The 14,208-nt window shown below is 42.5% G+C and carries 14 protein-coding genes; 1 reads left to right on the top strand and 13 read right to left on the bottom strand.

The window, feature by feature from the left end; genetic code table 11:
- The 12 genes from pseG to FLAVO9R_RS04855 form a co-directional block, all read right to left on the bottom strand.
- Entirely contained in the window at positions 1-1,053 is a 1,053-nt protein-coding gene (gene pseG, locus FLAVO9R_RS04910; protein WP_159529331.1) for a UDP-2,4-diacetamido-2,4,6-trideoxy-beta-L-altropyranose hydrolase, read from the bottom strand.
- 6 nt (positions 1,054-1,059) lie between these two features.
- Entirely contained in the window at positions 1,060-2,103 is a 1,044-nt protein-coding gene (gene pseI, locus FLAVO9R_RS04905) for a pseudaminic acid synthase (RefSeq protein WP_159529329.1), read from the bottom strand.
- 8 nt (positions 2,104-2,111) lie between these two features.
- Complete coding sequence (gene pseF, locus FLAVO9R_RS04900) at positions 2,112-2,828, bottom strand: pseudaminic acid cytidylyltransferase (RefSeq protein WP_159529327.1); 717 nt, start codon at positions 2,826-2,828, stop codon at positions 2,112-2,114.
- Positions 2,825-3,970 (bottom strand): UDP-4-amino-4,6-dideoxy-N-acetyl-beta-L-altrosamine transaminase, encoded by a 1,146-nt coding sequence (gene pseC, locus FLAVO9R_RS04895; protein ID WP_159529325.1) that lies wholly within the window; start codon positions 3,968-3,970, stop codon positions 2,825-2,827. Before pseC ends, pseF begins: the two co-directional genes overlap by 4 nt.
- Positions 3,967-4,971 (bottom strand): UDP-N-acetylglucosamine 4,6-dehydratase (inverting), encoded by a 1,005-nt coding sequence (gene pseB / locus FLAVO9R_RS04890; protein WP_159529312.1) that lies wholly within the window; start codon positions 4,969-4,971, stop codon positions 3,967-3,969. Before pseB ends, pseC begins: the two co-directional genes overlap by 4 nt.
- Before the next feature lie 99 nt (positions 4,972-5,070).
- On the bottom strand, positions 5,071-5,382 hold the full coding sequence (locus FLAVO9R_RS04885) for a hypothetical protein (RefSeq protein ID WP_159529301.1): 312 nt from the start codon (positions 5,380-5,382) through the stop codon (positions 5,071-5,073).
- Positions 5,379-5,807 carry a flagellar export chaperone FliS gene (gene fliS, locus FLAVO9R_RS04880; RefSeq protein WP_159529299.1) on the bottom strand — a complete coding sequence of 143 codons (429 nt, stop codon included), beginning with the start codon at positions 5,805-5,807 and terminating at the stop codon, positions 5,379-5,381. The genes FLAVO9R_RS04885 and fliS overlap by 4 nt, the downstream gene beginning before the upstream one ends.
- 18 nt (positions 5,808-5,825) lie before the next feature.
- On the bottom strand, positions 5,826-7,259 hold the full coding sequence (gene fliD / locus FLAVO9R_RS04875) for a flagellar filament capping protein FliD (RefSeq protein WP_159529297.1): 1,434 nt from the start codon (positions 7,257-7,259) through the stop codon (positions 5,826-5,828).
- 24 nt (positions 7,260-7,283) lie between these two features.
- Complete coding sequence (locus FLAVO9R_RS04870; protein WP_159529295.1) at positions 7,284-7,772, bottom strand: flagellar protein FlaG; 489 nt, start codon at positions 7,770-7,772, stop codon at positions 7,284-7,286.
- Positions 7,773-7,861: 89 nt separating this feature from the next.
- Positions 7,862-8,701 (bottom strand): flagellin N-terminal helical domain-containing protein, encoded by an 840-nt coding sequence (locus tag FLAVO9R_RS04865; RefSeq protein WP_159529293.1) that lies wholly within the window; start codon positions 8,699-8,701, stop codon positions 7,862-7,864.
- Positions 8,702-9,424: 723 nt separating this feature from the next.
- Positions 9,425-10,276 carry a flagellin N-terminal helical domain-containing protein gene (locus FLAVO9R_RS04860; protein WP_159529291.1) on the bottom strand — a complete coding sequence of 284 codons (852 nt, stop codon included), beginning with the start codon at positions 10,274-10,276 and terminating at the stop codon, positions 9,425-9,427.
- A 663-nt stretch (positions 10,277-10,939) separates the two neighbouring features.
- Positions 10,940-11,791 carry a flagellin N-terminal helical domain-containing protein gene (locus tag FLAVO9R_RS04855; RefSeq protein ID WP_159529289.1) on the bottom strand — a complete coding sequence of 284 codons (852 nt, stop codon included), beginning with the start codon at positions 11,789-11,791 and terminating at the stop codon, positions 10,940-10,942.
- Between the two features lie 227 nt (positions 11,792-12,018).
- On the opposite strand from FLAVO9R_RS04855, the gene FLAVO9R_RS04850 reads away from it, so the two are divergent.
- Positions 12,019-13,005, top strand: coding sequence for a hypothetical protein (locus tag FLAVO9R_RS04850; protein ID WP_159529287.1), 987 nt, complete (start codon positions 12,019-12,021; stop codon positions 13,003-13,005).
- On the opposite strand, the gene flgL is transcribed toward FLAVO9R_RS04850, so the two are convergent.
- The gene (gene flgL, locus FLAVO9R_RS04845) at positions 12,982-14,205 is read right to left on the bottom strand and encodes a flagellar hook-associated protein FlgL (RefSeq protein WP_159529285.1); all 1,224 of its coding nucleotides are present in this window, start codon (positions 14,203-14,205) and stop codon (positions 12,982-12,984) included. The genes FLAVO9R_RS04850 and flgL overlap by 24 nt on opposite strands.
- Between the last annotated feature and the right edge of the window lie 3 nt (positions 14,206-14,208).

Below are 14,208 nucleotides of genomic sequence, written 5' to 3'. Positions count from 1 at the left end.
TTATTTTTCCAACGAAGTTACTAGTTTGGTAAGGGTACTGATAATATTATCGGCACCATTAATGGTGGCTTGAGACATATTGGCCTTTATCATGTCCATTAGCTTCTCGTCATTGTGCCATACTTTACACGCCTGTCTCACAAACTCATCAATATCAAACTCTTCTCTAACATCAAAAATTTGAGCCCTACCTTGACGCTGACTTTGCAGACTGGCTTGTTGCTGGTTCTGAGCAACCACTAACAATAATGCCGGCGTATAAGTTGCCTGTAATTCGTATTGTGTGGAACCTGCGGCAGAGATAACCATACGAGAATTCAGAAATAGATTTGAAACCAATTGAGCGTTATGCCAATGACGAATACGGGGATTGTTAACAGAGAATTGATCAACGTCTTTAACATACTGGAATGCACTTCCCGTGATGATATTGATTGGCGCGTTATCGAGTGTTTCGCTGAATTTAACCGCCAGTTGAAGGGATATATTAGCAGTATCTGCACCACCTAGAATAATGGTTAACGCTTCTCTATTGCTTAATGACGAGGCTAGATTTAATTGATAGGGCTGAAGCAAAAATTCTGAACGTAAAATACGATAGTTTTCACCCAAACAACAATAAGCCTGAGGTTCAGTCACTGAGTACTCTAGCTGCTCCGCATGACTATTTTGATTAATGATGCAATCTGCATAGAGCATGCCTGAATCATTGTTATCATCAATGATCGCAAAAATCTTGTTTTCACTTTTTAAGAACTGCGAAAGCTGATAACGATAAGACGTATCAAACTGATAGCCATCTATTAGTAAACAATCGACGTGTTCATCTCGGCAAAACGTGGCTATTGTATCAAGCTCTTTGCTATTGCTTTGGATCGGAAAAATATCTCCCACCCAATCACTCCTGCTTTGCGCTAGGGAAGAAGAAATATCGCTCATCAAAAATGAGACACGAATCTTTTGAGCATGTGCAAATTGGCTTAGCGCTAAACAACGCATTAAATGCCCTAACCCAATTTGACTATTTCCTTCAACTCGAAAGGCTATGTGCATTAGAGGTTAACTCAAATGCTCTTCAAAAATAGCATCTCCAGGTTCGAGGTTGACGCTAGCTATGTTTGAAAGAACCCGTTTATAGTGCTTCGGCGCTAGGCCTATGGCGGGGCGGACGATTTGAGTATTATCTTTGGTAAATGCTTCACCAGCTTTTATGGGCTTGGTAACAAAAATAGAGCGTCTATAGTATTTCGATTTTTCTTCCGCCTTTGTTCCCCCATAAACTATGGTGCCTAGGGCTTGGTGAGCTAAACCAACGCTATCAACAAGTGCTTTAAATTCTTGTGGCTCCAATGAAAAATCAGCGTCTACACCACCCGCATTTCTGTCTAGCACAAAGTGCTTTTCAATAACGCATGCGCCTAATGCAACTGAGACAACTGAAACACCTATCCCTTGGGTGTGGTCAGATAATCCCACCATACATCCAAACTTTTCAGCCATGTCTGTCAAGGTCACCAAATTGCTATTTTCAGGTTTTGCAGGGTATGTACTTGTACATTTCAGTAAAACAATTTCACTTGCACCAGCTGACTTCGCCGTGTTTACAGCTTCATAGATTTCCGCTTCCGACGCCATCCCGGTAGACATAATCATAGGTTTTCCAGTGCTCGCTACCTTTTCTATCAAAGGTAGATCAGTCAACTCGAAAGACGCAATTTTATAGGCTGGAACATCGAGTGTTTCTAGAAAATCGACAGCACCTTCATCAAAAGGCGAACTAAACGCGATTAAACCCAATTCCTGCGCATAATCAAATAATGCTTTGTGCCACTCGTATGGCGTACTAGCCTGTTGATAAAGCTCATGTAGATGCCTTTTATACCAAAGAGAATTTTCCTCCATAATGCGGAAATTATCGGAGTCGATATTCAACGTCATAGTATCAGCGGTATAAGTCTGCAATTTAACTGCGTCTACGCCTGCTTGTGCTGCAGCTTTTATCATCGCCTTAGCTAAGTCAAAATCTTGGTTATGGTTACCTGATAGCTCAGCAATGATAAAGGGGGGATCTGAAGGTGATATTTGTCTATTTGCAATTTTCATATCTATGATCACGTTTCTCTTTCAAATTTGTCCGCTTCTTGGCAGTAAGCGTTAAACATTAGTTCCGCCCGTTCCCAATCTTCGAAGGTATCGATATCTTGCACTAAATGCCGAGGAAGAATGATGGGATAGCTATGATGAGAAAACATAGATTTTTGACCACTAAGGTAATCTTGCGTTCTTCCCCAGTAGAACTGGCCTGCATCATGGTACGCCTCGGGTAAATCCTGTGAGCGCTTAGACATGTTGCCCGGAAACATCACCTCAACACCTTTTTCGGAGACGGTGATCGCGCGTTGTATAGGAAAAGCAAAGCTTGTCGCTGAAAATGCAAACGCTTTGGATTTATCATTGAGCAACGTTGTTAACCCCTGCTGTATAAACTTCGGCTTCAAAAAAGGCGCCGTAGCATAAATACAGCAAGCAAACTCGTAGTTATAACCTAAACCTTCCATCGCTTTGATACCGTGGCGAGTGACAGCCGTTGTCCCCACAAAATCATCGGAAAGCGCTTCAGGGCGAATAAAAGGAACTTCAGCACCATACTCTACCGCAATCGCGGCAACCGACTCTGAGTCTGTGCTTACTATGACTTTATCAAAACAATTGGATGCCAACGCCGCTTGAATAGAATAAGCAATGAGTGGTTTTCCAGAAAATAACCGAATATTTTTTTTCGGAATTCTTTTGCTACCTCCCCTAGCAGGTATTATTGCGAGGTTCACAGTATCGCCTCATGAAGTTGTCTGACGACCTCATCTTGTTGCTCTGATGTCAGGCTAGGGAATAGCGGCAATGTGACAGCCCTTTTATAATAACTTTCGGCATTGGGGAACATTTTTGGCACAAAGCCTAACCGTTGATAGTAAGGTTGTAAGTGGATTGGGATATAGTGAACATTCACCCCTATTCCCCGTTCTCTTAATAGATTAAATACCGATGTGCGTTGTTTATCTGACACTTCAATCATGTATAGATGCCATGCACTCTTGGCATCGAGAATAGGCCTTACTATTGGTAGCCCCTCTAATAGCTCATCATAACGTTTAGCAAGCGTAAAACGTGATAACACAAAATCATCTAAATGTTTGAGCTGGGAACGCCCAAGAGCAGCATGTATATCACTTAGCCGATAATTAAATCCCAGTTCAAATTGGGCATAATACCAAGGCTCTCCTTTGTGGTTATCATCAAAAAGCGTGTTGTCTCGACAGATACCATGGCTAATATAACGCCTAAGTAGGGTCGCGGTGGCTTCATCATTGGTTAAAACCATTCCACCTTCAGCGCTGGTGATAGACTTCACTGGATGAAAGCTAAACACAGTCATCGCAGAATACTTGCAAAGGCCAACCTTATTTCCATATTGATCGGCACCACCCAATGCGTGGGCTGCATCTTCAATTAGCACAATACCGTACTGCGTTGTTAATGACGATATTGCAGCCATGTCACAACTACTTCCCGCAAAATGAACAACCACTATTGCTTTGGGAAGTTTGTTTACGGCTACAGCAAGTTGTAGTTTTTCGAAAAGCTTTGCTACACAAAGGTTTCTAGTTTTAGGATCGATATCGATAAAATCAATATCGGCACCGCAATAGCGGGCACAGTTTGCTGAGGCTACGAATGAGTTTGGTACTGTCCAAACCAGATCGCCAGTTGTTATCCCCGCGGCAAGGCATGCAGCATGAAGACCAGACGTACCACTATTGCACGCAACCGCAAAATTGGCCCCAGTGTAATCACATACCGCTTTCTCAAACAGAGGAACTTGCTCACCTTGAGTTAAAAAGCCTTCTTTTAAAACTTCACTAACGGCAGTGATGTCCTCGGGGAAAATTTTATGCCTTCCGTAAGGGATCATGAAGTGGCCTTGTCCAAGTTCCTCAGCTCATCAATTGATAATAAATGTGAATTTGTTCCCGAATGATATTCAAATTTATCTTCGGCCGCGACGCCCTTCTCACCCAGTTTATTATTGTAGTAGTCCAGACTTTTATCAAAGAATGTAATAGCAGGAGCGATAACAAAATGATCGCTAAATTCTACTGTATGATGGGCCATCTCTTCGGGAACCATTATTTCGTGAAGCTTCTCACCGGGGCGAATCCCAATGACCTTATAATCCTTTTTCCCGCTCATCGCTTCGACTAAATCAGTTATTCTTACCGACGGTATTTTAGGAACAAATATCTCCCCGCCTTGCATACGGGAGAAGCTTTTAACGACAAATTCAACCCCTTCGTCGAGGGTTATCCAAAAGCGCGTCATCTCTGGGTGGGTTACCGGAAGTGAGTCACAGCCTTCTTCCAATAACTTACGATAAAAAGGCACGACTGAGCCACGAGATCCGACTACGTTGCCATATCGAACAACAGAGAAACGAGGACCTACGGCGCCAGAGATATTATTGGCCGCAACGAAAAGCTTATCCGATGCTAATTTAGTAGCGCCATAAAGGTTTACTGGGTTAGCAGCTTTATCTGTCGACAAAGCAACAACACGAGATACGTTATTCGCAATTGATGCATCAATAACGTTTTGTGCGCCGTTAATATTTGTTTTTATACACTCATTTGGATTGTATTCAGCGGCAGGAACTTGTTTAAGCGCGGCAGCATGCACAACATAGTCTACGTCTTTCATAGCTGTGATTAGACGTTCTTTATCTCTCACATCACCAATAAAGTAACGCATACAGGATTGCGAGAAACGTTGCTGCATTTCGAATTGCTTTAACTCATCGCGAGAGTATATGATTATTTTTTTAGGGGAATAGTTTTCTAATAGATAACTAACGAATTGATTACCGAACGAACCTGTGCCGCCGGTAATTAGAATTGATTTATTATTGAAATCTATCATAAAGGGGCTCTCACTAGTTTATGTGGCATGACTTAACTGAGTCGCCTTTTCACTTCTAACTCACCTACCCCCATCTTGACTGCACAAAATACTAAACGTTTATTTGTATTTTTTTACGGCAGACCTGCTACGAACAAATCGAGTTATGTCATCTTTGGCTTCTTCAAGCAAGCTCTGCGCCATCTCTTTTAGTCTATTATTAACATCAAGCTCGAGATTTGCAAATTCTTGTTTATTCTCAGGTGCTAAGGTTTCCAAGTGTTCTTTAATTACGGAGTCCCGCCGTACTAACAGCGCCTTGAGTTCGGAAAAATCAGATTCTGAAGAACTTTCGAATTGCGCCGCTATTTGCTCGTTTATTTCACGCAGCGCAATTGGTGTTTGAGAATGGTCTAAATCGTTTTTATTCACACAGCTTGTCGTTTCTGACGCTGAGCTTCAAAGGCCTCTTGCTTTGCAGTTTCAGGAATTTGTACCCACGCGTCTCGAATAGGTGTTAATAGGCTAGACACTTCATCAAGTAACTTCAAGTCGTTATTTACATGTGCATCATTTAAACGCTGAATCATGTAGTCATATAGATTAAACATGTTCTGCGCTACTTCACCGCCAATTTCGATGTCTAACGTATCTCGTAAGTGCATGAGGATAGCACTTGTCTTAGAGATAAAATCTGCTTTGGTGATAAGATCTTTTCTTTCCATTGCACCTTTGGCGTAGGCGATACGATCCAACGCGCCCTGAAGCAGCATGAGTGTCAACTTATGCGGATCCGCAGACGCTATATCTTGTTTTAAGTTACCTTTGCGGTAAGCGTTAATGCCTTTAAGTGCCATAATATCTCCGAAAACTTCTTAGCCTAGCGACGCAAGTAATGCTGAACTAGTCTGGTTTAGCTGAGCAACAGTTTGGTCTAAATTCAGATACTTATCACGAAGAATTTCTTCATAGCTAAGCATTCTCATTTCCAACGTCTCTCGCTCGTCATACAAATCATCTCTATCATCTTTGGCTGACCGTTCGCGTAAACTAATCAACCCGCTGTATGAGGTGTATTGATTGGCAAATTCATAAAGCCTAACCGCAACACCTTCATCATCATCAGTAAATAGCGTTGCTATTTCATCAAAATTGTCTTCAAGAGCATCTGCGAGACGATCTTCGCCTGACCCCAACCCATAGTCGGTGGTGCCAATTTCTAATTTACCATCGTCATCAAATTCAATACCTAATTGGAACAGGCCGCCAAGTTCAGATGCGCTATTGCTGTCACCCACAATGCTGGCTAAACCCGATTGAATACCACGAAGTAGCGAATCTCCCGCCAATGCGCCATCATCTTCTAGTTCCGACTCACCGTATTTAGTTAACAGGCCTATTTCGTCAATCAAACTATTATAGTTATCTACGAAATCACGAATTTTTTTATCGAGGCCTTCTTTGTCGTAACCAATCTCTAATTTTGTAGAAAGGAATTCGCCTACAGCGTCTTTGGGCGAAATTTCATTAACTTCAAAAGACACGTTTTGAATCGTATTTTCAAACTCATTCGATTCACTTTCAACCGCGATACCGTCTATATAGGCAATCGCATTTTGTGCAGATTCGATGTTCGCAGGGTCGATGCTACCTGTGCCTCCAGTAGTGGAAAGCCTATCCAACTCAGCGTTACCATTATCATTGGTAATAACTAAGTCGTTACCAGTCCCCGTTTCGCTAGAACTAAACACCAAACGAGGGCCAGCAGCTGTGCCGGTATCGATAATGTTGGCAGTTACACCGAAGTTATCATCTGCGTTATTAATTTTTTCTCTGAGCGCTGTTAATGAGGTACCCGCAGTGATATCAATCGTGAAGCTGTCGCTTCCGCCTACATCAAACGTAAGAGAGCCAGTACCCGATGTGAGTACTGGATCAGAACTGGCGGTAAATGCCCCATCGTCAGTAGTAATTCGGCTTCCCTGCGCGAGCTGTTCTACAACAATATCGTAGGAACCACGAAGTGCAGAATTAGATGCTTCTGCAGAAAGTACGTCATCGTCTTCGGAAGGATTAGTAATCGTCGGTTCACGACCATTGATGTCGTTATCGCTACGCAGGTCATCAACCGCGTCTTTAAAATCAGAAAATTTGGATTTTATCTGACCTAACCCTGAGATTTCCGCTTCAATCTGTTCTTCTTTCGCATTCAACCGATCTTCTTTCGGCTGACGTTCAGCGGTAAGAAGCTGTTGAACTAGGTCGTCAAGTGCTAAACCTGAACCTACACCTAATGATTGAATTGTCATACTTTACCTCGTTAAACACGGTTGTTAGACGCGATTGTTAATAAACACCCCAACACTGTCACCTACGTCTTGCTGCAAATCTTGAATGCGTTCAGCAAGCGCTAATACTTCTTCAGAGGGTATTTGTCTTATTACATCACCAGACTCAGAATCTTTTACCGTAACAACCGAGCGCTTAGTTTCGTCATCAATAGAAAACGCCAAATTCCTATTTTGCGTTTGCAAGAATGATTCAACTTCTTGAACTGCATTCTCTAGCGAGACTTGATTCTCTTTTACTGACTCTTTATCGGCTAACGCGTTAGAACCTTGAGCCAAATTTTGCACATTAGACACATCATTTTTAAGTGCGGTATTTGTTCCACTACGGTTCGCTTGCTGTTGACCCGTATTGTCGCTTCCACTGTCGTTTTCCGCTTTAGCTGAGCTTTCATTTGGCGCCACTTTAGAAACAGGTACGGATGTAGATACTGATGCAAAAGCCTGACCAGTTTGATTATTTACAATTTCCACTTATTTCACCCCCCTTTTGAAACGACAAAACGGGCCCTTGCAAGTAAGCAAGCACCCGTTACATTCCAACTAAGGTATTAAATTATAGCTTACCCGAGCAAAGATAGCGCAGTTTGAGGGCGCTGATTTGCTTGACTTAGTACAGAAATAGATGCCTGCTGAATAATCTGATTACGTGTTAACTCTGCAGTTTCAGATGCAAAATCTGTATCACGAATCTGAGAACGTGCAGATGACAGGTTCTCACTGATATTGCTTAAGTTACGAATAGTTGACTGGAAACGGTTTTGAAGCGCACCCAGGTCAGCTCGAACCGCCCCAATACCTGATATCGCTGCGTCTACATCAGACAGAAGTGCTGAGGCACCTTTGGCTGTGGCGACACTCTCGCTGGTAATACCTAACCCAGTGGCACTAAAGCCACTGATAGAACCAAGGTTAGTTGAAGATAAGTTCACAGAAATGGTTTGGCCTGCGTTTGCACCTACTAAGAACTTAGCAGAGAAGTTGCCGTCCAAAATTTTCACACTTCCGAATTGCGTATCTGTCGCAATGCGTGAAATTTCAGTTCTAAGCGCTGATACTTCTTTTTGAAGTGCCAAGCGGTCAGCTGAAGAGTTAATTCCATTCTGCGATTGTACCGCTAGTTGGCGAATACGCTGCAAGCTAGATGTTACTTCGCTAAGCGCCCCTTCAGCAGTTTGTGACAATGAGATAGCATCGTTTGCGTTACGAACAGCTTGGTTTAACCCTTCAACTTGAGACGTTAGACGGTCAGAAATTTGAAGACCAGCAGCATCATCAGCCGCACTGTTGATACGAAACCCAGATGACAATCTTTCAAACGACGTGTTCAACTTATCACTTACGTCAAAAAGCTGACGTTGAGCGTTCAATGAAGACACATTAGTATTTACAAATAAAGACATTAGATTACCTCCTAGGGATTCAATGACGCCTGTGCTATCATTAAACCCTTCCAGTTCAAATTAGCTGGGTCACTACTCCCGACTAACTTCCTCTTGCAAAGTAAATTACATTACCCCTCAACAATAGGTATCGGCCAAGTCTTTAGCTTCTTTAGTTTTTTTTTGCTTTTTTTTGAAAAAAAGTTAAATTTAAATATAACTATTTGATTATTAAGCATTAAAAATTATAATTTTTTTTGTGTCTTTTATCTTTTCAGCCACTCAAAAGACACGAATACTAATCTATTTGTGGTAAATCGATGCGCGTTCTGACTAACAAGTTTTACTTTTAAGGGTATCGCGGCATCATTAGGTCTAACAATGATTCGTAAATTTGACACATTAAGTGAATGCACTTGGCATGGAAGGTGCATTTATATTTGTGAACCATTAATTTTGCTCAAGTTAATGATTTCAGTTTGGCAGGGTGTTTTGGCTTAGAATAAAAAAAAGGCCGAGACATTAAATCTCGGCCAATCTGCTCACGTTAGGAGATTGAGCAAATACTGTTTCAGTCGGCTGGCAGGGTTTTAGTAGGATAAACTGGCCTCTCAACCAACACTTCTACACTCTCAGTCCTGTTAGTCGGCGCTTTCTCAAAGGGGGCGGCCTTAAATGGCCGCCATCCCTTCATTAGGGGATGGCCTCTCAACTCCTTCCCAATTAAAACGCCTTATATACTCCCTACCCTAGTAGTGACAATGCCGCTTGTGGACGCTGGTTTGCCTGGGCAAGAATAGTGGTACTTGCTTGCTGAAGAATCTGGTTACGGCTCAACTCTGCCGTTTCGGTGGCAAAATCTGTATCTTTGATTCGTGATCTTGCCGCAGATACATTCTCAGAAATATTACTTAGGTTTCTGATGGTAGATTGGAAGCGATTTTGAAGCGCACCTAGGTCTGCACGTAAACCACCTATTGCAGATATTGCTGAGTCTACCGACCCAAGTAGTGCTGAAGCATTAGTTTCTGTTAATACGTTATTGTTTCCACCCGTTATCCCCAAACCTGTTGCACTAAATCCGTTAATACCTGCACGGTTCAACGCTTGTGAAGATAAGTTAACAGAAATGGTTTGCCCAGCGTTGGCGCCCACTAAGAAGCGAGCTGAAAATGCGCCAGTTAGTACGTCTACACCAGCAAACTGAGTGGTAGTCGCAATACGTGATATTTCTGTGCGAAGCGCTGACACTTCTTTTTGAAGCGCTAATCTATCCGCAGAAGAGTTAATACCATTTTGCGATTGGATAGCAAGAGTACGAATTCGCTGCAGTGACGTCGTTGTTTCTTGCATTGCACCTTCAGCGGTTTGCGATAATGAAATCGCATCGTTTGCATTACGTACCGCTTGGTTTAGACCTTGAACTTGCGAGGTCATACGGTCAGTAATTTGCAGGCCTGCAGCATCATCAGCGGCACTGTTAATTCTAAAGCCAGATGATAAACGTTCAAATGCCGTATCTAAATTATTGCCTGTTGAAAACAACTGGCGCTGCGCATTAAGCGATGACACATTAGTATTTACGAATAGACTCATGAGAGGTCTCCTAACAGTTTAAGTTTTGCGCTATTGATTTTATTATTTGCGCGAGTTAATTAAATATTTTGGCATAGCTTGTGCTTCACATAATTGTCAGGATTTTTATTCTGACGCTTTAGCGGGTCACTCCCGGTGAAGCTTGTTACATAGAGAAGAAAACTTCTCTTTTGCTGACTGTCGGGTTTGTTGTTCCAGACCTCAAACCTCTCACTACCTCCTGGCTTCATTCTCGCCAGTCAGCAGCCCAATCAGCAAACTTAACTCTTTATCGACTTACCTCACCATTTCCTTTAGAACTTTATGAAAATGATTTTTCTGATTTTAAGCTATTGATCTCCTGACAATATCTAAAACCAAGCAGTCAATTAACACTCATTAAAACACCATAAACATATTGCTTTTATTATTCGTTATAGGCTTTAAAGAGAGGAAGTAATGTTTACCTTCCCTTTGTTATAGTTATCGTACCGGCAAGCCATTTACTTTAGGTTTTTTTGATCTTTTTGAAAAAGCCTTTTAGTTCAATAATTTAATTCGCAGAAATAAAAAAAGGCCGATTGAAAAATCGGCCTTTTTGAATTTAAATCACTGTGGAACAGCTGAGGTTAAAGGTTCACTACCTCCTGGCCCCATTCTCTCACTATTAACGACTTGGCGTTATTAACCTAGAAGCTGTAGTGCTGCTTGTGGACGCTGATTCGCCTGAGACAACACGGTAGTGCTCGCCTGCTGTAGAATCTGGTTACGGGTCAAGTTAGCAGTCTCTGTTGCAAAATCAGTATCTTTGATTTGCGAGCGTGCCGCAGATACGTTTTCAGAGATGTTACTTAGGTTACGAATCGTTGACTGGAAACGGTTTTGAAGCGCACCTAGGTCAGCGCGAAGTCCACCTACCGCTGAAATAGCCGTATCTACGCTAGCTAACATACTTGATGCGTTTTCACTGGTAAGTACGTTATTAGTGCCACCTGTAATTCCCAAGCCTGTCGCACTGAAACCGTTAACACCAGCGTTTGCCAATGGTTGCGTTGAGAGGTTTACAGAAATCGTTTGGCCAGCGTTTGCACCTACTAAGAATTTAGCAGAGAAGTCACCTGATAATATATTTACACCAGCGAATTGCGTCGTTGTTGAAATACGCGATATTTCAGTTCTAAGTGCTGACACCTCTTTTTGAAGTGCTACACGGTCAGCTGAACTGTTGATACCGTTTTGTGATTGAATTGCTAGTGTACGAATACGTTGAAGAGAAGTCGTCGTTTCTGACAACGCACCTTCAGCAGTTTGCGATAGTGAAATCGCATCATTCGCGTTACGTACCGCTTGGTTAAGACCTTGAACTTGTGAAGTCATTCGGTCGGTGATTTGTAGACCTGCGGCGTCATCTGCAGCACTGTTTATACGGAAACCCGAAGACAGGCGCTCAAAAGACGTACCCAAAGAATTGCTTACATCATACAATTGACGCTGAGCATTCAATGAGGAAACATTGGTATTGACGAACATAGACATAAAGTCTCTCCTACACTCTCAGTCCAGCGTGAGCTGGCTGCCGGGGATCCGGCTATTACAATTTTAATAGTCACCAATACCTGAGGGGTAATGATGAACTGGCTCTCTCAGTGTTTGTATCGACATATCAGCAGTTCCCTTTAGAATTATTTACAAAATTTGCCGTTGTGCGGTATAAAATTGCCGTTTACGATTACATAACAGTCGGTTTTTAAAAGGGTATTAGCGTGAATATAAATTTGAAGATTAACGCGGTTGAGCAAATTTCATCGGAAGGTGAGCACTGCGCATTCACTGATTTAATCGAAAATCCCTTCGACAATAGTCGTAAATCACTACTTTGCTGCTATCGACGAGGCGTGAACCATATAAGCCCAGATGGCGTTGTAATTGTCTGCAAAGTGAATGTTGATTCGGGGGCAAAAACTTATCAGCGACTGGCACTACCCTCTTGGGATTTACGCGATCCAAAATTTTGTTTTGATGGACGAAAGTTAATCATCACAGCCTACGCTAAGCACAAAGACGCAAATACGGGTGCGATAACCACTAAAATGGTGAGTTACTTTTCTACCACCGGGGATTCTTGGTCAAGCCCCCACTTTTTTGGGCACTCGGGTTGGTGGCTGTGGCGGGTAACGTGGAACAAGGATAAAGCTTACGGTTTTGCCTATAATCGTAAAAATCAAAGAATTGATTTGTATGCAGGCGACCCACGCAAACAACTTTACCTTCAAAAGAAAGGCGCTATTTCTTTTGAGAAACACACATTTGGCTACCCGAATGAAAGCCATATATTGTTTGATGATGCTGATAAAGCGACGGCGATTGTGCGCCGCGACGCAGATAGCTTCAGCGCCAAACTAGGTTTCTCCTCCCCGCCCTATACCAATTGGATATGGCACGACTTGAAACACTACGTAGGTGGACCGGTAATGTTATCTCTTACAGACAATATGTATATGGTTGCAGGCAGAAACTGGGATGGGAGAAATCTGACAACGGCAATTTGGTTACTTTCATCGACTGATTATTCGCTGAAACTTCTGATTACCTTACCTAGTAAAGGGGACAATAGTTACCCGGGCTTGGTATGGCAAGGCGACACGTTATATGTCTCTTATTACTCAGATCATATCGATAACAAAACCCGAGTATACCTTGCCACATTGTCAGGGATGAATGGCCTATTAAATGAAGTTGAACAGGGATAAATTAGACACTTGCGGAAAAGTAGCTAATGCCGCATTGAGTGCCGTTTCTTGTTTGGCAAATTCCGTAGAGGCCTCTGCATAATCAACATCTTGGATTGATGAACGGGATGCCTTTGCCGCAATTTCCATATCAAGGTTACTTTCGTAAGTAGATTCAGCGATGTTTAGACGGCTACCGATTGACGCACGTTCTAAAGATATTTTTTCTAACCCATTATCTAACCCAACTAATGTGTCGGCAATAGCCTCTTGCAGCGCACTATCATCAATGGTGCTATCCATGAGTATGGTTTGAATTTCGTGAAGCGATTGGGCCATACTTTTTTTCTCCGGCGCATCCAAAGAAAAGTTAATGGTATCACCAACGGCAGCGGAAGCTTCAAACTGCATGCCTTTGATAGTAAATGGGCTACCGGAAGTATAACCAACTGTTCCCACAATAGCGCCAGTGCCAGTATTAGTTAGCTGTGCTTCACCCGATGCCAAAAACTCTACTTCATAGTTGTTATTAGCACTGGTCACTGGGTCATAATTGTTGTTGAAGAAGGTATCAAACGTGCCTTGTTCTTTAACTACTGTGTTTTGTAAATCAGCAACTGTACTGCCGGTTACTGAGAAATCAAAACGGGATAGTACGTTCTCAAAAACTTCATAACCGTTACTCGTAGATTGTATTTTTGAGCTAGACGATAGCTGAATAAAACTTACGCCTGCATCACCTGAAAATGTGATGGCATTCCCTGTTGATGCGGGGTTGTAGGTAAAGGCTTGGTTTGCAGACTGGTAGCCTGCATACATGTAATTCCCATCGGCGTCTTGCGTATTCATCAAGTCGAAGATTTCCAACTTAATTTGTTCTAACTCAGCCCCGATAGCGCGTTTATCAGGATCATCAAGAATACCCGAGCCTGCTTGAACGACTAGTGTCCTAGCACGGTTAATCGAATTGGTAATATTCGTTAGCACTGCTTCTTGCTGTTCTAGAGAACCTGTTACCAAATCATTATTTCGTTGAAATTGCGTCAGCCCATCAAGCTCTTCGGTCAAGCGCAGTACTTTTGCAGCGCCCACAGGATCGTCTGCCGGCGTAATGATCCGCTTTCCCGTCGCTAACTGCTCCTGCGTTTTAACCAAATCTTGTTGATTTTCCATAATGGAGCGAATGCTTTGGTCGTAAACTTGACTCGTCGATATACGCATAAT

Source organism: Alteromonas sp. 38, assembly GCF_902506055.1.
Taxonomy (GTDB): domain Bacteria; phylum Pseudomonadota; class Gammaproteobacteria; order Enterobacterales; family Alteromonadaceae; genus Alteromonas; species Alteromonas lipotrueae.
Note: the sequence above shows the minus strand (reverse complement) of the source record. Positions and strands in the feature narration are given on the sequence as shown.

What these genes read in the sequence shown, in the direction of transcription:
- pseI (WP_159529329.1), bottom strand. Translation starts at nt 2,103, where the DNA reads ATGAAAATTGCAAATAGACAAATATCACCTTCAGATCCCCCCTTTATC.
- pseC (WP_159529325.1), bottom strand. Translation starts at nt 3,970, where the DNA reads ATGATCCCTTACGGAAGGCATAAAATTTTCCCCGAGGACATCACTGCC.
- pseG (WP_159529331.1), bottom strand. Translation starts at nt 1,053, where the DNA reads ATGCACATAGCCTTTCGAGTTGAAGGAAATAGTCAAATTGGGTTAGGG.
- fliS (WP_159529299.1), bottom strand. Translation starts at nt 5,807, where the DNA reads ATGGCACTTAAAGGCATTAACGCTTACCGCAAAGGTAACTTAAAACAA.
- FLAVO9R_RS04855 (WP_159529289.1), bottom strand. Translation starts at nt 11,791, where the DNA reads ATGTCTATGTTCGTCAATACCAATGTTTCCTCATTGAATGCTCAGCGT.
- pseB (WP_159529312.1), bottom strand. Translation starts at nt 4,971, where the DNA reads ATGATAGATTTCAATAATAAATCAATTCTAATTACCGGCGGCACAGGT.
- fliD (WP_159529297.1), bottom strand. Translation starts at nt 7,259, where the DNA reads ATGACAATTCAATCATTAGGTGTAGGTTCAGGTTTAGCACTTGACGAC.
- flgL (WP_159529285.1), bottom strand. Translation starts at nt 14,205, where the DNA reads ATGCGTATATCGACGAGTCAAGTTTACGACCAAAGCATTCGCTCCATT.
- FLAVO9R_RS04865 (WP_159529293.1), bottom strand. Translation starts at nt 8,701, where the DNA reads ATGTCTTTATTTGTAAATACTAATGTGTCTTCATTGAACGCTCAACGT.
- FLAVO9R_RS04860 (WP_159529291.1), bottom strand. Translation starts at nt 10,276, where the DNA reads ATGAGTCTATTCGTAAATACTAATGTGTCATCGCTTAATGCGCAGCGC.